Source organism: Georgenia yuyongxinii, assembly GCF_006352065.1.
Classification (GTDB): domain Bacteria; phylum Actinomycetota; class Actinomycetes; order Actinomycetales; family Actinomycetaceae; genus Georgenia; species Georgenia yuyongxinii.
The window spans coordinates 1,408,621-1,425,664 of sequence record NZ_CP040915.1 but is presented as its reverse complement, the minus strand read 5'-3'; the positions used below and the strand labels follow the sequence as shown (position 1 = coordinate 1,425,664).

16 protein-coding genes are annotated in these 17,044 nt (G+C 73.7%); 7 read left to right on the top strand and 9 right to left on the bottom strand.

The genetic code is table 11. The features are described 5' to 3' along the window. Positions 1-39: 39 nt before the first annotated feature. Together nrdR and FE374_RS06480 are read right to left on the bottom strand one after the other, a co-directional pair. The gene (gene nrdR / locus FE374_RS06485; RefSeq protein ID WP_139927760.1) at positions 40-606 is read right to left on the bottom strand and encodes a transcriptional regulator NrdR; all 567 of its coding nucleotides are present in this window, start codon (positions 604-606) and stop codon (positions 40-42) included. Positions 607-696: 90 nt separating this feature from the next. Further along, positions 697-1,200, bottom strand: coding sequence for a LysM peptidoglycan-binding domain-containing protein (locus FE374_RS06480; protein WP_139927759.1), 504 nt, complete (start codon positions 1,198-1,200; stop codon positions 697-699). Between the two features lie 243 nt (positions 1,201-1,443). Between FE374_RS06480 and lexA the strand changes: the two genes are divergently transcribed. After that, entirely contained in the window at positions 1,444-2,112 is a 669-nt protein-coding gene (gene lexA, locus FE374_RS06475) for a transcriptional repressor LexA (protein ID WP_139931427.1), read from the top strand. 30 nt (positions 2,113-2,142) lie between these two features. On the opposite strand, the gene FE374_RS06470 is transcribed toward lexA, so the two are convergent. From FE374_RS06470 to hflX, 3 genes are all read right to left on the bottom strand, one after another. Then, positions 2,143-3,147: an L-lactate dehydrogenase gene (locus FE374_RS06470; protein WP_139927758.1), complete on the bottom strand. Its 1,005-nt coding sequence runs from the start codon at positions 3,145-3,147 to the stop codon at positions 2,143-2,145. 81 nt (positions 3,148-3,228) lie between these two features. Beyond that, entirely contained in the window at positions 3,229-5,292 is a 2,064-nt protein-coding gene (locus FE374_RS06465) for an ATP-dependent DNA helicase (RefSeq protein WP_139927757.1), read from the bottom strand. Further along, entirely contained in the window at positions 5,292-6,866 is a 1,575-nt protein-coding gene (gene hflX / locus FE374_RS06460; protein WP_139927756.1) for a GTPase HflX, read from the bottom strand. Before hflX ends, FE374_RS06465 begins: the two co-directional genes overlap by 1 nt. A 95-nt stretch (positions 6,867-6,961) precedes the next feature. Here hflX and FE374_RS06455 point away from each other — a divergent pair, with 95 nt between their 5' ends. Further along, on the top strand, positions 6,962-7,588 hold the full coding sequence (locus FE374_RS06455) for a class I SAM-dependent methyltransferase (protein WP_139927755.1): 627 nt from the start codon (positions 6,962-6,964) through the stop codon (positions 7,586-7,588). A 6-nt stretch (positions 7,589-7,594) separates the two neighbouring features. On the opposite strand, the gene FE374_RS19120 is transcribed toward FE374_RS06455, so the two are convergent. From FE374_RS19120 to miaA, 3 genes are all read right to left on the bottom strand, one after another. Further along, a complete protein-coding gene (locus FE374_RS19120; RefSeq protein ID WP_168205610.1) occupies positions 7,595-9,007 on the bottom strand; it encodes a hypothetical protein in 1,413 nt (470 codons plus the stop codon). A 110-nt stretch (positions 9,008-9,117) separates the two neighbouring features. Continuing rightward, complete coding sequence (dapF, locus tag FE374_RS06445; RefSeq protein WP_139927754.1) at positions 9,118-10,029, bottom strand: diaminopimelate epimerase; 912 nt, start codon at positions 10,027-10,029, stop codon at positions 9,118-9,120. Beyond that, positions 10,026-10,961 carry a tRNA (adenosine(37)-N6)-dimethylallyltransferase MiaA gene (miaA, locus tag FE374_RS06440; RefSeq protein ID WP_139927753.1) on the bottom strand — a complete coding sequence of 312 codons (936 nt, stop codon included), beginning with the start codon at positions 10,959-10,961 and terminating at the stop codon, positions 10,026-10,028. The genes dapF and miaA overlap by 4 nt, the downstream gene beginning before the upstream one ends. 56 nt (positions 10,962-11,017) lie before the next feature. Between miaA and FE374_RS06435 the strand changes: the two genes are divergently transcribed. Together FE374_RS06435 and FE374_RS06430 are read left to right on the top strand one after the other, a co-directional pair. Beyond that, complete coding sequence (locus tag FE374_RS06435) at positions 11,018-11,539, top strand: type III secretion system chaperone family protein (protein WP_168205609.1); 522 nt, start codon at positions 11,018-11,020, stop codon at positions 11,537-11,539. Next, positions 11,536-12,120 carry a type III secretion system chaperone family protein gene (locus FE374_RS06430; protein WP_139927751.1) on the top strand — a complete coding sequence of 195 codons (585 nt, stop codon included), beginning with the start codon at positions 11,536-11,538 and terminating at the stop codon, positions 12,118-12,120. The genes FE374_RS06435 and FE374_RS06430 overlap by 4 nt, the downstream gene beginning before the upstream one ends. Before the next feature lie 7 nt (positions 12,121-12,127). Here FE374_RS06430 and miaB read toward each other — a convergent pair whose 3' ends face one another. Then, on the bottom strand, positions 12,128-13,699 hold the full coding sequence (gene miaB / locus FE374_RS06425) for a tRNA (N6-isopentenyl adenosine(37)-C2)-methylthiotransferase MiaB (RefSeq protein WP_139927750.1): 1,572 nt from the start codon (positions 13,697-13,699) through the stop codon (positions 12,128-12,130). 163 nt (positions 13,700-13,862) lie between these two features. On the opposite strand from miaB, the gene gcvT reads away from it, so the two are divergent. The 3 genes from gcvT (at position 13,863) to FE374_RS06410 (ending at position 17,021) form a co-directional block, all read left to right on the top strand. Next, positions 13,863-14,996, top strand: a complete 1,134-nt coding sequence (gene gcvT, locus FE374_RS06420) for a glycine cleavage system aminomethyltransferase GcvT (RefSeq protein WP_139927749.1) — start codon at positions 13,863-13,865, stop codon at positions 14,994-14,996. A gap of 290 nt (positions 14,997-15,286) precedes the next feature. Beyond that, a complete protein-coding gene (locus FE374_RS06415; protein WP_139927748.1) occupies positions 15,287-16,093 on the top strand; it encodes an amino acid ABC transporter ATP-binding protein in 807 nt (268 codons plus the stop codon). Between the two features lie 49 nt (positions 16,094-16,142). Then, positions 16,143-17,021: a glutamate ABC transporter substrate-binding protein gene (locus FE374_RS06410; RefSeq protein ID WP_139927747.1), complete on the top strand. Its 879-nt coding sequence runs from the start codon at positions 16,143-16,145 to the stop codon at positions 17,019-17,021. The last annotated feature ends 23 nt before the right edge of the window (positions 17,022-17,044 follow it).

Here is a 17,044-nt window from a genome sequence, read left to right as displayed (position 1 = left end):
TCGGTGGTGGCGGCTTCCCCTCCGCCACCACCGACGGGGTCAGTGCGCCGGAGCCTGCTCGGGCTCGACGGCACCGCCCAGGCTAGCGGACCCGTCGCGGTCCGCGAGGCCAGATGCCTCGCCGTCGTCGGAGCCGGCGGAGGAGTCCGGGTCGCGGTCGGACCGGTCGGACCGCAGCGTGGCGATCGCGGCCTCGAAGTCCTCCAGCGAGCTGAACGAGGAGTAGACGCTCGCGAAGCGCAGGTAGGCCACCTCGTCGAGCTGGCGGAGCGGCCCCAGGATGGCCAGGCCGATCTCGTGCGCGTCGATCTGCGCGGCCCCGCTCGCCCGCACGGCCTCCTCGACCTGCTGCGCGAGGAGCGCCAGGTCGTCGTCCGAGACCGGCCGGCCCTGGCAGGCCTTGCGGACACCGGCCACGACCTTGTCGCGGCTGAACGGCTCGCTCGCGCCCGAGCGTTTGACGACCGTGAGGCTGGAGGTCTCCAGCGTGGTGAACCTCCGCCCGCAGCTGGGACACTGTCGCCGACGGCGGATCGAGGCGCCGTCCTCGGCGGTGCGCGAGTCGATCACACGGGAGTCGGCGTGCCGGCAGAACGGACAGTGCACCTCACAGCTCCTTCCCGCACCCGCCGGTGGTGGCCTGTGGTGCGTGGCGCCCATCATCCCACCGCCGCCGGCGCGCTGTGTTCTCCCCCGTCAGTGGGTGGGGACCAGGAGCTGTTGCCCGGCACGCAGCTCGTGGGTGCCGAGCTCGTTGAGCGCGGCGATCTCGGCGACCAGCTCTCGGACGTCCGCACCGGGTACCGACGCGGCGCTGGCGACGGTCCACAGGTTCTCGCCGGCGGCGACGGTGACGGTCGCAACGTCGTCGACCGACGGCGCTGCGGACACGGCACGGCCCGCCGCGGTGCCGACCCCGATCGCGAGGCCGGACGCGAGCACCAGTGCCATGCCGGCGACGATGCCTCGACCGAGCGGGGTCAGCCGGAGTCGGCTGCGCGTGACGGACGCCGGGCGGCGCGCGGCGGAAGCCGGCACCACCGAGGACGAGGCGGTGCCGGACGGTGCCGGCTGCGGCACGAACCCGGGACCGACCAGCAGCAGGTTCCCCCGGCGGGCCGGCTGCGTGGACGCGGGACGCCGGCGGGCCGGCCGCACGGTGCTGGGCTGCCAGACCGGCTGGACCACGAGAGCACTCATGACATCTCCTTCTCGAACGGGTGTTCGTCGAACGTCTGTACGACAGAGTAGGGCCTTCGGGTCCCGATGTCGACACACCCTCGAACAGGTGTTTGATATCGGGCCCCGGGGCTTCTACGCTGACCTCACGAAGCCCATCACCGACCACTGACATCGGCGGATTACCAACGATTCGCCGGTCGCCGGCACCGCGGGCGCGGTGCGCGAGGAAGGACCGCCGTCGTGAGCACCCTCGAGGAACCGATGCAGGACCAGTCCCCGGCCGAAGGGCTCACCGAGCGTCAGCGGCTGATCCTGGCGACCATCCGCCGGGCGGTGACCGCGCACGGTTACCCGCCGAGCATGCGCGAGATCGGGGAGGCGGTGGGCCTGACCAGCCCGTCGTCGGTCAAGCACCAGCTGGGGGTGCTCGAGCGCAAGGGCTACGTGCGCCGCGACCCGAACCGTCCCCGGGCGATCGAGCTGATCGACGACGAGCCGCGCGCCGGCTCGACCGCCGCCCTGACCGCCTTCGACGGTGACGGGCTGCAGGCGGGCGCCGCGACGATGGTGCCCGTGGTCGGGCGCATCGCGGCCGGTGGGCCGATCCTCGCCGAGCAGTCGGTGGAGGACGTCTTCCCGCTCCCCCGCCAGCTGGTCGGCGACGGCGAGCTGTTCCTGCTCAAGGTGGTCGGTGAGTCGATGATCGAGGCGGCCATCTGCGACGGCGACTGGGTCGTGGTGCGCCGTCAGCCGGTCGCGGAGAACGGTGAGATCGTGGCGGCGATGATCGACGGCGAGGCGACCGTGAAGACGTTCCAGCGCCGCGACGGCCACGTGTGGCTGATGCCGCAGAACCCCGCCTTCGCCCCGATCCCGGGGGACGGGTCCCAGGTGCTCGGCCGCGTCGTCACGGTGCTCCGGAGCCTGTGACCGGGGCTCCTTCAGCGGGCTGTCAGGCGGTCAGAACCCGAACTGCTTCGCGACGGCGCGGATGGACTCGGCGCTGCGGGCGAGCCCGTAGCGCTCGGTCTCGGTGACCACCGGGACGAGGCGCCGTCCCACGCCGTCGTGCCCGACCACGGTGGGCACCGACATGCAGACGTCGGAGATCCCCAGGTAGTCGTCCAGCAGCGAGGAGACGGAGAGCACCCGGTGCTCGTCCCGCAGCACGGCCTCGATGATCCGCACCACCGCGAGGCCGACGGCGTAGTTGGTGGCTCCCTTGCCCTCGATGATCCGGTAGGCCGAGTTCATCACCTCGGACGCGATGCTCGCGCGCACCCCTTCGTCGAGCAGACTGCCGTCGGTGGTGGGGCCCCACTGCAGCAGCGGGACCGCCCCGATCATCGCCGAGCTCCACAGCGGGATCTCGGAGTCGCCGTGCTCGCCGGCGATGTAGGCGTGCACGCTCTGCACGGCGACGCCGCACTGGCGGGCGATGAGGTAGCGCAGCCTGGAGGAGTCGAGCACGGTGCCGGAGCCGAAGAACTGCCCATCCGGCAGGTCGGAGATCTTCAGGCCGGCATAGGTGACCACGTCCACCGGGTTGGCGACCATGATGTACACCGCGTCGGGGGCGACCTCGACCAGCTGCGGCACGAGGGTCCGCATGATGTCGATCGTGCCGCCGGCGAGGTCCAGTCGGGACTGCCCGGGCTTCTGCCGCGCACCGGCCGTGATGACGACGACGTCGGCGCCCGCGCAGATGGCGACGTCGTCCGAGCCGCGCACGGAGCCCATCGGGGTGAACTGGATGCCGTGGGCGATGTCCAGCGCCTCCGCCTCGACCTTGGTCTTGTTCAGGTCGTGGAGCACCACCTCACGGGCGGCGCCGCGCAGGAGGCACGCGTACGCCAGGGTCGAGCCCACGGCCCCGGCCCCGACGATCGCTACCTTGCTCGGACGACGCTCGCCGCGGCTGTCGCCCGGCATCTCGTCGCGCCCGACCTCGTCGACCTCGGTCATGGTCTCGCTCCTTGCTCCCGTGGACATGCGTTTCCCCACCATAGGGAGGCCGACGCCGGGTCGCGGCCCGGGTCCGCGGTGTCAGCCCTGCACGGCCGCCAGCTGATCGGGCTCCGCAACGACCGCGCCGGCCTGCTCCGCCGGGGGCCGCACGGTGCCGGCCGCGAGGCGGCGCAGTGCCGCCCGGGTGGTCTCGCCGTCGTACGTGCGCCACAGCGGCGGCATGGACCGGGTGAGGAAGGTGCCGTACCGGGCGGTGGCCAGCCTGGGGTCGAGGACCGCGACGACGCCGCGGTCGGTGGTGGTGCGCACCAGCCGTCCCGCCCCCTGGGCGAGGAGCAGGGCGGCGTGGGTGGCGGCGACGGACATGAAGCCGTTGCCGCCCGCGGCCGCGACCACCTCGGACCTGGCGGACTTCACCGGGTCGTCGGGCCGGGGGAACGGGATGCGGTCGATGACCACCAGCCGGCAGGTCGGCCCGGGCACGTCCACGCCCTGCCACAGGGACAAGGTGCCCATGAGCGAGGTGGCCTCGTCGTCGGCGAAGCGGCGCACGAGCGTGGGCAGCTGGTCCTCGCCCTGGCAGAGCACCGGTGTGTCGACCTCGGCGCGCAGCCGCTCGGCGGCCGCCTCTGCCGCCCGCCGCGAGGAGAACAGCCCCAGGGTGGCGCCGCCGGCGGCCCGGACCAGCTCGACGAGCTCCTCCATCGCCTCCTCGCTGCTGCCGTCCCGCCCCGGTGGGGGCAGGTGCCGTGCCAGGTACAAGATGCCCTGGCGGGGGTAGTCGAACGGCGAGCCGACGTCCAGCCCGCGCCAGGGCCGGTCCTCGTCGAGGGTCAGGCCGAGCGAGCGGGCCATGGCGTCGAACGTGCCGCCCAGCGTCAGGGTCGCCGAGGTCAGGACGACGGCGCGGCCGGCCAGCAGGTTGTCCTTCATGGGCCCCGCCACGTCGAGCGGGGCGAGGCGCAGCCGGGGCTGGTCGCTGCCGATGCGCGGCCGCTCGCACCACAGCACGTCGCGGCGCTGGGCGACGCCGTCGCCGAGGATCCGTTCGGCCGTCTCGAGCAGCACGACCATCGCCGAGCGGGCCATCGACCGGCCGCCCGCGTCCTCCGCCGTCGCGCCGGGCTGGGGCTTCATCGCGCTGACGGCCTCCCGCGCCCCGGCCTCCACGAGGACGACGGCGTCGCGCACCGAGGCGGGAAGCCCCGCCGGCAGCCGGCCGTCGGGCAGCACCTCGAGGTGCTGGCGCAGCGCGGCGGCGGCCTTGTCCAAGGTCTCGCTGTTCACTCCGGCGTGGCGGCGAGCCAGCCGGACGGTGCGCTCGACGACGCCCGCGCTCAGCTCCAGGCTGGCCTGGGCGGTGACCCGGTCGGCGAGCTCGTGGGCCTCGTCGACCACGAGGACGTCGTGCTCGGGCAGCACGTTCGCCGAGCCCGCCGCTGCGATGCCGAGCATCGCGTGGTTGGTCACGACCACGTCGGCCTCGCGGGCGGCCTGGCGGGCGGCCTCGGGGAAGCACTCGGCGATCATCGGGCACTTGTTGCCCAAACACTCCATCTTCGTCACCGCGACCTGCCGCCAGGCTCGCTCGGTGACGCCGGGGACGAGGTCGTCCCGGTCGCCGGTGCCGGTCTCCTCCGCCCATTCCCGCAGGCGCAGCACCTGGTCCGCGAGGGACTCGCGCTCCGTCGGGACCCCGCCGCCCCCGGGGGCGGCGGGGTCGACACCGGTGGCGGCGGACGCGGCGAACAGGCCGGGCTCCTCATCGGCCGGGTACCCGCCGGCGACCTTGTGCTTGCACAGGTAGTTGTGCCAGCCCTTGAGAAGCGCGACGTCGGGGCGCAGGCCCGTGCGCTCGGCCACGACGGCGGCCACCCGCGGCGCGTCGTGCACGAGCACCTGGCGCTGCAGGGCGAGGGTGGCCGTCGAGATCACGGCGCGCTGGCCGGACTCCACGGCGTGCGTGAGCACCGGGACGAGGTAGGCGAGCGACTTGCCGGTGCCGGTGCCGGCCTGGACCAGCAGGTGGCTGCCGTCGTCCAGGGTCTGGGTGACGGCGTCGGCCATCTGCTGCTGGCCCTGGCGCGCGGTGCCGCCCAGCGAGGCGACGGCGTCGGCCAGGATCTCCGGGACGTCGGCCATCAGGAGGCGGGCCGGGCGACCGGGGCCTCAGGCTCCGGCAGGCCGACGGCGCGCAGGTCGGCGGCCAGGTCGGGCCCGACCCGGGCGTGCAGCCGGGTGCCGCCCTCGACGTACTCCTCCGCGAGGATCTCTCCGTCGGAGTGCGCGCGGGAGACGAGGTCGCCCCGCGGGTAGGGCACGACGAGGTCGATCTCCTCGGTCGGCCGTGGGAGCAGCTCGGCGACCCGCTGGGCGAGCTCCTCGATGCCCAGCCCGGTGCGGGCGGAGACGACCACCGCCCCCGGGTACCGGGTGCGCAGCGCCGCCAGGTCCTCGGGCGCGGCCAGGTCGGCCTTGTTCAGGACGATGAGCTCGGGCACGTCGGCGCCGCCGGGGATGTCGGCGACCACGCCACGGACGGTGTGCACCTGCCCCTCGGGGTCGGGATGGGCGGCGTCGACGACGTGCAGCAGCAGGTCCGCCTCGGCCACCTCCTCCAGGGTGGAGCGGAACGCCTCGACCAGCTCGGTGGGCAGGGACCGCACGAAACCGACGGTGTCGGTCAGGGTGTAGGCACGCCCGTCCGGGGTGGTGGCCCGGCGCACGGTGGGGTCCAGCGTGGCGAAGAGCTGGTTCTGCACGAGGACACCGGCGCCGGTGAGCCGGTTGAGCAAGGAGGACTTGCCGGCGTTGGTGTACCCGGCGATCGCCACCGAGGGCACCTCGTTGTGGCGTCGCGACCCGCGCTTGGTACTGCGGGCGGGGGCCATCTCCTTGATCTGACGGCGCAGCCGTGCCATCCGGGTGCGGATGCGGCGCCGGTCCAGCTCGATCTTCGTCTCACCGGGACCGCGGGAGCCGATCCCGGCACCGCCGGCCACCCGGCCACCCGCCTGGCGGGACATCGACTCGCCCCAGCCGCGCAGGCGCGGCAGCAGGTACTCGAGCTGGGCGAGCTCGACCTGTGCCTTGCCCTCCCGGGACTTGGCGTGCTGGGCGAAGATGTCGAGGATCAGCGCCGTACGGTCGATGACCTTGACCTGGACGACGTCCTCCAGCCCGCGGCGCTGCGAGGGGCTGAGCTCGCCGTCGACGATCACGGTGTCGGCCCCGACGGCGCGGACCATCTCCGCGAGCTCCTGGGCCTTGCCGGCGCCGAGGTAGGTGCCGGGGTCGGGACCGGTGCGCCGCTGGAGCAGCCCGTCGAGGACCTCCGAGCCGGCGGTCTCCGCGAGCGCGGCCAGCTCGCGCAGCGAGACCTCGGCCATCGCGCTGGTGCCGGTGGACCACAGGCCCACGAGCACCACCCGCTCGAGGCGCAGCTGGCGGTACTCGACCTCGGTGACGTCCTCGAGCTCGGTGGACAGGCCGGCGACGCGACGCAACGCCGCACGTTCTTCGCGCTCGAGCTGGTCCCCGTCGTACCCCTCCGCTGACTCGTCGTCACCGCCGGCCTGGAGCGCGGTGCCCTCCGTGGACCTGAGCGACGACCCGGCGCGGGCGAGGATCCGCGCGACGACGTCCTCGGCGGCCTGCTGCGCGGCTCTCGTGCTCTCGTCCGGGTTCGGGCTGTTCGGGTGGGGAGTCTGGGTCATGGTGTCCTTCCGTGGCTCCTCCAAGGATCCCATGCGGTGCTGGCACCGGCCATCGCTTTTCCACAGACCGGGCGGTGCACGGGTAGTTTGGCGCCGTGCCGACGCCCGACCACTACTTCTCCGCGGAGCCCGCCTCGGCGGCGGAGCTCCGCCCGCTGCACGTGCACCTGCGCGGACACGACGTGCGGGTGCTGGCGGCGCCCGGCGTGTTCTCCGGGGACAGGCTCGACCTGGGCACCCGGGTCCTCCTCGACGCGGTGGGCGACCCACCGGCCGCCGGCACGCTCGTGGATGTCGGCTGCGGCTGGGGGCCGATCACCCTGGCGATGGCGCTGGCCTCCCCCGGTGCGCAGGTCTACGGGGTCGACGTGAACCGACGTGCCGTGGAGCTCACCCGCCGTAACGCGGCCGCGCTGGGTCTGGGCCACGTCACGGCGCTCGACGCCGAGGACGCGCTGTCCACCTTCGCCGGGTCGGGGACTCGGATCGACGAGATCTGGTCCAACCCGCCCATCCGCGTCGGCAAGCCGGCCCTGCACGAGCTGCTGCGCCGCTGGTTGGGTCTGCTCGCGCCGACCGGGCGGGCGCACCTCGTGGTGCAGAAGAACTTGGGCGCCGACTCCCTGCACCGGTGGCTCGAGGTGGAGCTGGCCCAGGACGTCACCCGGACCGCGACCTCGAAGGGGTTCCGGGTGCTGACCGTCCGGCCGCGGTCGCGCTGACGGCGGTCAGTGGTCGTCGACCATGGACATGGCCGCCGGGACGATGGGGAAGAGCTCCTTCGGCAGCCGGAACGTGTCCCCCTTCCGCTCGAGGACGCCCACCTCGGTCAGCGTCCTGAGGTCGTGCGCGAGGTAGTAGAGGCGGCGGGCGTCGAGGTCCCACGCGAGCCGGTCGTCCAGGGGGCTCGGTGCGACGACGGCGACCCCGGCCGGGTCGGCGGCGCGGAGCAGCGCCCCCCAGACCAGGGCCGGCTCCTCGCCGTCGCTGGCGTGGTCGGTCCGGGCCTGGACCAGGGCGTGGAGGACGGCGGCGTGGACGGCCGCACCGGCCGTGACCACGTCCTGCGCCGACGCACCCGCCGGGGGCAGTGACTCCTCGCCCGGGCGGACGCGGGTCTTGCTGATGTCGAGGTAGCCCAGCCGTGCCAGGGCGAGCCAGACGACCGTCAGCTCGGTGACGTCCCACATGGACTGGGGCTCGAACTCGCGGTGCAGCCCGAGCCGTTCCATCAGCGCCGCGGTGTCGGCCCGGCGCAGGGCTCCGGTGCTGGTGACGGGCAGCCCGGCCCCGACGTGCTCGGCGAGCACGCGGGCGCGGGTCAGCAGGAGGGACTGCTCCATCCACGCCGCCGTCTTGACCAGGTCGAAGGGCCCGCGCTCGAGGGCTGCGGGGTCCGGCAGCGGGCCGAGGGCCTTCGGCCAGATCTGCGCGAGGGCTCTCGTGGGGCGCGAGGAGCCGGCCGGGCGCGGCGCGGCGACGCCGGCGTCGACGCCGGCGTCGACGCCGGCGCCCGCGCCCAGGCCGAAGGCGGCGCCGTGTCCGGCCGGCGCACCGCCGGCGGCACCGTCGGAGATTGCCACCCGGTCGGCGTGCGGGAGGCTGTTGTAGTGCTCCATGAGGGCGGCGATCGCCGCAGGGTCGGAGACGTCCACGCCCTGCTCGACCGCGTAGGCCATGATGTTGCCGCCCATCGAGCGGCCCGACGGCGCCGCCAGCGCCCGCGGCACCTCAGCCGCGAGCGCCTCCATGAGAGCGGTCAGCTGCGGCTCGGACAGGTCCGTGCGCAGCCGCTCGGTCTGGAGCAGGAACGTCAGGTACAGCGTGATCGTGGGCGTGAGCAGCTGCCTGTCGCCCGGCTCCAGCACGACCCGGGTGGGGAACAGCTCGGTGAGGACCGCCCGGATGTCTGCCCCGCTCCACGCGGTCGGGTCGGCGGAGCCCAGCCAGTCACGCTTGAGGTCGATAGCGGCCCCCACCAACCAGGTGCTGTCCTTCACCAGGAGGTCGTTCGCGTACGCCCACTCCTCGAACTCCCTCAGGAGGGCCTCGGGTGCGGTGGACCGGTGTGCCCCGGCACCGCCGGCGTGACGGCGGTGCTGCGAGGCGGTCTTGCGGGGCTTGCGCTTCTTCTTGGGCATGATTCTTCCGGGCCGCTGGGAGGAGCTTGCCGCACCACGCTACCCGGCGGGCCGGCACGTCCTGGGCACGCCGGTACCCGTCGGCACGCGGGTACCCGTCCGGGCCCGGATCAGCCGAGCAGCGTGACGTCGGCGGTCAGCGCCGCCGGACCGGTGAGCGTGACGGTCTCGCCCAGCACCCGCACGGTGACCTCCCCGCCGGGCACGAGCACGCGCCAGGTGTCCGGGGCTCCGGGACCGGCCCAGGCCCGGACCGCCAGCGCCGCGGCGCAGGTGCCCGTGCCGCACGAGCGGGTCTCCCCCACGCCCCGCTCGAGCACCCGCATCCGCACACGGCCGACGGGCTCGCCGTCGCCGTCGTCCTCGCCCAGCGGGACCACCAGCTCGAGGTTGGTGCCCTGGGGCGGGACAGGCTCGTAGGCCGGCTCACCGGTGAGGACGGCGGCGGCCAGCTCCCCCTCGTCGGGCAGGGCGACCACGGTGTGAGGGTTGGGCATGGTGACCCGCAGCCCGCCGCGCGGCGCGTCCAGCCCGGGGATCCGGACCACGACGTCGTAGCCGGCCGCCACGGCCTCGGCCCCGCCCGGCATGGCCCAGGTGCCCATCTCCACCGTGTACCGCTCGCCGTCGAAGGTGACCCGCCGCGCCCCTGCACGGGTGCCGACGACGACGCCGCCTCCCGCCGGCAGCTCGACCAGGCCACGCTCGCGCAGGTAGTGCACGAAGACCCGCACCCCGTTACCGCACATCTCCGCGACCGAGCCGTCGCTGTTGCGGTAGTCCATGAACCACTCGGCGGTGGGGTCCTCCGCGAGCGCGGCGGCCCCCTCCGGCAGCGCGGCCGAGCGCACCACGCGGATGAGTCCGTCGGCACCGAGCCCGGCGTGCCGGTCGCAGGCGGCGACGACGTCGGCCGCGTCCAGGCGGAGCTCGCCGTCGGGGTCGGGCACGAGGATGAAGTCGTTCTCGGTCCCGTGACCGGTGGTCAGGGCACGGCCGGTCAGGGCGCCGAAAGGGGTCATAGGCCCAGGGTACGCAGCGCCTGGTCCCGCACGGCGCGCGCGTCCCCGGCAGGGAGCCAGGTGATGCGCGGGTCGCGCCGGAACCACTTCTCCTGACGGCGGGCCAGCTGCCGCGTCGCCACGGCGATGGCCTCGGTGGCCTCCGCCGGGGTGAGGCGACCGGCGACGACGTCGGCGGCCTGGGCGTACCCGACCGCGCGGCGGGCGGTGACACCCTCCGCCAGACCGTGCGCGAGCAGCGCCTCGGTCTCCTCCACCAGCCCGTCGCGCATCATCGCGGCCGTGCGGGCGGCGATCCGGGCGTCCAGCTCAGGGCGCGGCACGTCGATCGCCACCTGGACGGCGGGCACGGCGTAGGTGTGCTCGGGCATGCGGGCGGAGAACTTGTCCCCGGTGAGGGTGATGACCTCCAGGGCGCGCACCACCCGCCGGGTGTTGCGCGGATCGATGCGAGCGGCGGCCTCGGGATCCGCCCGGGACAGCTCCTCGTGCAGCAGCCAGGTGCCCTCGGTGGCGGCCCGCTCCTCCAGGGCGGCCCGCACGGCGGGGTCGGTGCCCGGGAAGTCGAGGTGGTCCAGGACCGCGCGCACGTACAGGCCGGAGCCACCCACCAGGACGGGCACGCGGCCGCGAGCACGTACGGCGGCGAGATCGGCCCGGGCGGCCACCTGGTAGGCGGCGACGTTCGCCTCCTCGCGCACGTCCAGCACGTCGAGCTGGTGGTGGACGACGCCGCGCCGCTCGGACACGGCGAGCTTGGCGGTGCCGACGTCCATGCCGCGGTAGAGCTGCATGGCGTCGGCGTTGACGGCCTCGACGCCGTCCGGGCCGCCCAGGGCCTCGGCGAGGTCCAGCGCCAGGGCCGACTTGCCGGACGCCGTCGTCCCGACGACGGCGAGGACGGGAAGTGGCTGGGGGGCTGGGGGCTGCACGGACAACCAACCTACCGGCGCGCCGTGAGACGGGCCGCACGCGTAGGCTCATGCGCATGGCCCGGCCCGGTTTCGAGGACGCGGGGCGGCCCGGCGGTCACGGCGCGGCGACCGGCGCGGCTGCGGCCCGCGACGTCGTGCTGCCCCTGAGCCGGTCACGGGTGGCCGCGATGCTCGAGGAGCTGGACTACCCCCTCTTCCGCGACCGCAACGGCGACCTCGGCGCGATGTGGGCGCAGGCGGTGTTCCACATCTACCTCCTCGGGCCGGACGAGTCGGTGCTGCAGGTGCGCGGCTCCTGGCACCGCCGTCTCGCGCTGGAACGCCTCGGCGAGGTGCTCGCTCTGGTGGACGGCTGGAACCGCGAGTTCGTGGGGCCCAAGTGCTACGTGCGGGTGCTCGACGACGGCCGGCTCAGCGTGGTCGCCGAGGTCTCCACCCCTCTCGGTGGCGGCGCGAGCGACAACCAGCTCGAGCGGCTGATCCAGCGGGGGGTGGGTCAGGGCATGCGGATGATGCGGGACCTCGAGGTGCGCTACCCCGACCCTGCGGAACAGCCGCCGGGTGGTCTGTCGTGACCTGGGCATGGTGGCGCCGGCCCCGGCCCGGGGCGGCACCGCCGGCAGAGCAACCTGACCAGCCGGGGCAGCGCGACCCGGAGGCGGGGGGTGCGGCCCCACCGGCGCGTGATGCCGGCCGCCGGCCGCCGGGCCCGCCGACGCTGCGGACGTCCCCGGTCGCCGCGGCCCGGCTGCACGACGTCATCGCCGCTCGCGGGTACCACGTGCGGGAGGAGCCGGACGGGTCGATGTCGGGGCTGTGGGACGGCTACCAGTTCCAGGTGCGGCTCACCGGGGAGGAGCAGGACTTCCTCAGCGTGCGTGGCCTGTGGGGGCGGCTCGTGCCGCCGGAGCTGCGCGGCGCCGTCGCGCAGGCCGCCAACGACTGGAACCGCGACAAGATCTGGCCGACCATCTTCACGGCCGAGACCGCCGAGGGCCTGTCCGTCCGCACCGAGATCATGGCCGACGTCGGCGCCGGCGCGACCGACCGCCAGCTGCTCGACATCGTCGAGGGCGGCCTCTCGGCCGGGGTTCAGTTCTTCCAGGCGCTGGGTCGGTCGATGCCGCCGATCGAGGAGCCCTCGCCGGAGATCTGAGCCGGGGCTACCGCCGCAGCGCCGGCATGCCCAGCGTGACGGGCCCGGCCGGGGCGGCCTCGCCGTGGCTGTGCGGCTCCTCGACCAGGCCCGCGCGGCGCGCCCAGGCCTCCCCGGCGCGGGTGCGCCTCAGCCGGTAGGTGCCACCGGTCAGTGCGGAGTCGGCCACGAGGTGGTGCGGGGCGCCGTGGGTGACGGTCGCCGTGACCATGTCCCCCGGGCGGGGCCGCTCGTCGTCGGCAAGCCCCGGAGGCAGTGCGACGTGCACGAGCCGGTTGTCCGCGGCGCGCCCGGTGACCCGGTGGGTGGCGCCGTCCTTGCGGCCCTCCCCCTCGGCGACGAGGACGTCGACCGTCCGGCCCTCCTGCTGCTCGTTCTCCTCGGTGGAGATCCGCTTCTGCAGGGCGAGGAGACGCTGGTAGCGGTCGGTGACCACCTCGGCCGGCACCTGCTCGAGGTCGGCCGCGGGCGTGCCCGGCCGCGGGGAGTACTGGAACGTGAAGGCCGAGGAGAACCGGCTGGCCGCCACCACGTCGAGGGTGGCCTGGAAGTCCGACTCGGTCTCACCGGGGAAGCCGACGATGATGTCGGTGGTGATGGCGGCCTCGGGGATGGCCCCGCGGACGCGGTCGATGATCCCGAGGTACTTCCCCTGCCGGTAGCTGCGGCGCATGGCGCGCAGCACCGCGTCCGAGCCGGACTGCAGCGGCATGTGCAGGCTCGGCATGACGTTCGGGGTCTCGGCCATCGCCTCGATGACGTCGTCGGTGAATGCGGCCGGGTGCGGGGAGGTGAAGCGGACCCGTTCGAGGCCGTCGATCTCGCCGCAGGCGCGCAGCAGCTTGGCGAAGGCGCCACGGTCGCCGAACCCGACGCCGTAGCTGTTGACGTTCTGTCCCAGCAGGGTCACCTCGATGGCGCCCTGGGCGACGACGGCCTGCACCTCGGCGAGCACCTCGCCGGGCCGCCGGTCGCGCTCCTTGCCGCGCAGATGCGGCACGATGCAGAAGGTGCAGGTGTTGTTGCAGCCCACGGAGATCGACACGAACGCCGCGTAGGCGGACTCGCGGCGGGTGGGCAGCGTGGACGGGAAGACCTTCAGCGCCTCCTCGATCTCCACCTGCGCCTCGGCGTTGTGCCGGGCCCGCTCGAGCAGGGCGGGCAGCACGTCGAGGTTGTGGGTGCCGAGCACGACGTCCACCCACGGCGCCTTCTCCACGATCCCGGTGCGCATCTGCTGAGCCAGGCAGCCGCCGACGGCGATCTGCATCCCGGGGCGTCGGCGCTTGACCGAGGCCAGCTGGCCGAGGTTGCCGAACAGTCGGGTGGCGGCGTTCTCGCGCACCGAGCACGTGTTGATGACGACGACGTCCGCTCCGCCGTCGCCGGCGTCCGTGGCGCGGGCGGCGGCCTCCGGGACGGACTCGACCGGGACGTAGCCCTGGGCCTCGAGCATCCCGGCGAGGCGCTCGGAGTCGTGCACGTTCATCTGGCAGCCGAGGGTGCGCACCAGGTACGTGCGGGGGCCCGCGCCGGTGTGCGGGACGGCGGCGGAGGGGGCCGGCGGAGCAGCAGTCATGGTGGCAGCAGTCTAAGTGCCGCTGGGGCGGCGCCGATCAGCTGCGTCCGCCGATCGGGTGCCTCCGGCTCGCGGGGCCACTACGTTGCCCGGAGGGGAGCGAGCCGGCCCGCCCCGCTGGGAGCCGCGGGCCGCCGTCGTGCAGGACGAGGAAGGTGCGTCGATGAACCAGGCGGTCCGGACCACGGCACTGGAGGCCGAGCACGAGCGCCTGGGGGCGACGTTCACCGACTTCGGGGGGTGGCGGATGCCCCTGCGGTACACCTCCGAGCTCGCCGAGCACCGCGCGGTCCGCGACGCCGCCGGCCTGTTCGACCTCAGCCACATGGGCGAGGTGACGGTCTCCGGCCCGCAGGCGGGCGCCGCCCTCGACCACGCCCTGGTGGGGCGGCTCTCCAGGGTCGCCGTGGGCCGGGCGAAGTACTCCCTGCTGTGCGCGCCGGACGGCGGGATCCTCGACGACGTCATCACCTACCGGCTCGCCGAGGACCGCTTCCTCGTGGTCCCCAACGCGGGGAACACCCCGGCGGTGGTCGCCGAGCTGGAGGAGCGGGCCGCGGGGTTCGACGCCGCGGTTCGCGACGAGTCGGCCGCCACGTCGCTCGTGGCGGTCCAGGGACCGCAGGCGGAGGCCATCGTGCGCGCGCTCGTCCCGGCCGACGAAGCCGAGGTGGTGCGCTCCTTGCGGTACTACGCCGCGACGCCGACGACCGTGGCGGGCCGGGAGGTGCTGCTCGCGCGGACGGGCTACACCGGGGAGGACGGCTTCGAGCTGTTCGTGCCCAACGCCCAGGCCCCGGCGCTGTGGGCTGCGCTGCTCGAGGCCGGTGAGAGCCGCGGGCTCGTCCCGGCCGGGCTGGCCGCCCGGGACTCCCTGCGCCTCGAGGCGGGCATGCCGCTGTACGGCAACGAGCTCACCCGGGACGTCGACCCGTTCACGGCCGGGCTCGGCGGCGTCGTCGCCCTGACCAAGGAGCAGTTCGTCGGCCGCGACGCGCTGGACGCCGCCCGGGAGCGCACGGCGGCGGGCCTGGGCCGGGTCCTCGTGGGCCTGCGTGGCCTGGGCAAGCGGGCCGGACGTCCGCACCAAGCCGTGCTGGTGGATTCGGAGGTGGTCGGTGAGCTGACGTCCGGTGCGCCGAGCCCGACGCTCGGCCACCCGGTGGCGCTTGCCTACGTCGACGCCGGGCACAGCGCCGTGGGCACGGCGGTCACGGTGGACGTGCGAGGCACTCCGCAGCCGTTCGAGGTGGTCGAGCTGCCGTTCTACCGGCGGCCCGAGGCCGGCGGGGCGTGACCGCGGGACGCCGGGCGGGTGGTTCTGCCGACCGAGCCGCCTACGACACGCATGGCCGTTCTTGGCCCTTTCCGACGACAAACGTTGCCCGGACCGTCAGGCCGTGGACCATTCGTGTGACACACGCCACCGCGGGGGCCCTCGTGTGCGGACTAACCGGACATGTCGCACCGCGACGCCACGCCCGGACCTCGTCGAAGGTCAACATCTCGTCAAGCCCCCACTATTGTGGCCACACTGTTACCACCGTGACGCGAGCCACACAGGACCGCCCAGTTAGGTTGACGCACATGACGGACCCCCAGGTGCGCGGGGACGAGACCGCGCCCGCCCCCGCCGCGCAGGCGGCCCCGACGCTTGGCGCGCCGCTCGTGCGGCTCACGGACGTCAACAAGCACTTCGGCGACCTCCACGTGCTCCGAGACATCAACCTCACTGTCCGGCGCGGCGAGGTGGTCGTCGTCATCGGCCCGTCCGGCTCCGGCAAGTCGACCCTCTGCCGCACCATCAACCGCCTCGAGCCCATCGACTCCGGCTCCATCACCATCGACGGCAAGGAGCTGCCCGAGGAGGGCAAGGACCTCGCCCGGCTGCGCGCCGACGTCGGCATGGTCTTCCAGTCCTTCAACCTCTTCGCGCACAAGACGATCCTGGAGAACGTCACGCTCGGCCCGGTCAAGGCCAAGGGGATCAAGTCCGCCGAGGCGAAGCAGCGCGCCATGGACCTGCTGGAGCGGGTCGGCGTGGCCAACCAGGCGGGCAAGCACCCTGCCCAGCTCTCCGGCGGTCAGCAGCAGCGCGTCGCGATCGCCCGCGCCCTGGCCATGCAGCCCAAGGTGATGCTCTTCGACGAGCCCACCTCTGCCCTCGACCCGGAGATGATCACCGAGGTCCTCGACGTCATGACGGCCCTCGCCCGCGACGGCATGACGATGGTCGTCGTCACGCACGAGATGGGCTTCGCCCGCAAGGCCGCCGACCGCGTGATCTTCATGGACGCCGGCGTGATCGTCGAGGAGGCCTCGCCGGAGGAGTTCTTCAACAACCCCACCTCCGACCGCGCCAAGGACTTCCTCTCGAAGCTGCTCAGTCACTGACCTTCCGCACCACCACGTGCCCCGCCGGGGACCGACACAAGGAGACGACATGCGACGCATGCGCAACGCCGGCATTGCCCTGTCCATGGCTGCCGCCCTCACCCTGGCCGCCTGTTCGGCCGGGGAACCCGGGGACGACGGCGGGGAGACTCCCGCCGGAACCGCAGAGGCGACCGAGGGCGGCGGCGGGTCCGGCGGTGAGGGCCTGACCATAGGCATCAAGTTCGACCAGCCGGGCCTGGGGCTGCAGGAGGGCTCGGAGTACACCGGGTTCGACGTGGACGTCGCCAAGTACGTGGCCGGGAAGCTCGGGTACACCGAGGACCAGATCCAGTTCGAGGAGTCCGTCTCCTCCCAGCGCGAGACGCTGCTGGAGAACGGCTCGGTGGACATGATCTTCGCGACGTACTCCATCACCGACGCTCGCAAGGAGCGCGTGGCGTTCGCGGGTCCGTACTTCGTCGCCGGCCAGGACCTCCTGGTGGCGGCAGACAACTCCGAGATCACCGGTCCGGACACCCTCGATGGCAAGGTTCTGTGCTCCGTCGAGGGCTCGACCTCCGCCGAGCGCATTCGCGACGAGCACTCCGAGGGCGTCGAGCTCTACCCCGCCCAGACCTACTCCGAGTGCGTCGAGCTCCTCAGCGCGGGCACCATCGACGCCGTCACCACCGACGACGTGATCCTCGCGGGCTACGCCGCCCAGAGCGAGTACGAGGGACAGTTCAAGGTGGTCGGCAACCCGTTCTCGGAGGAGAACTACGGCGTGGGCCTGCCCAAGGACAACGACATCTGCGAGGACGTCAACGCCGCGATCACCGAGATGATCGACGACGGCACCTGGGAGAAGCTCATCGCCAAGAACGTCGGCGAGGCGTTCACGCCGAACTCCGACCTCAACCCGCCGGAGCCGCAGCCCTGCGCCTGACGGCACGATGCCCGGGCGGCTCT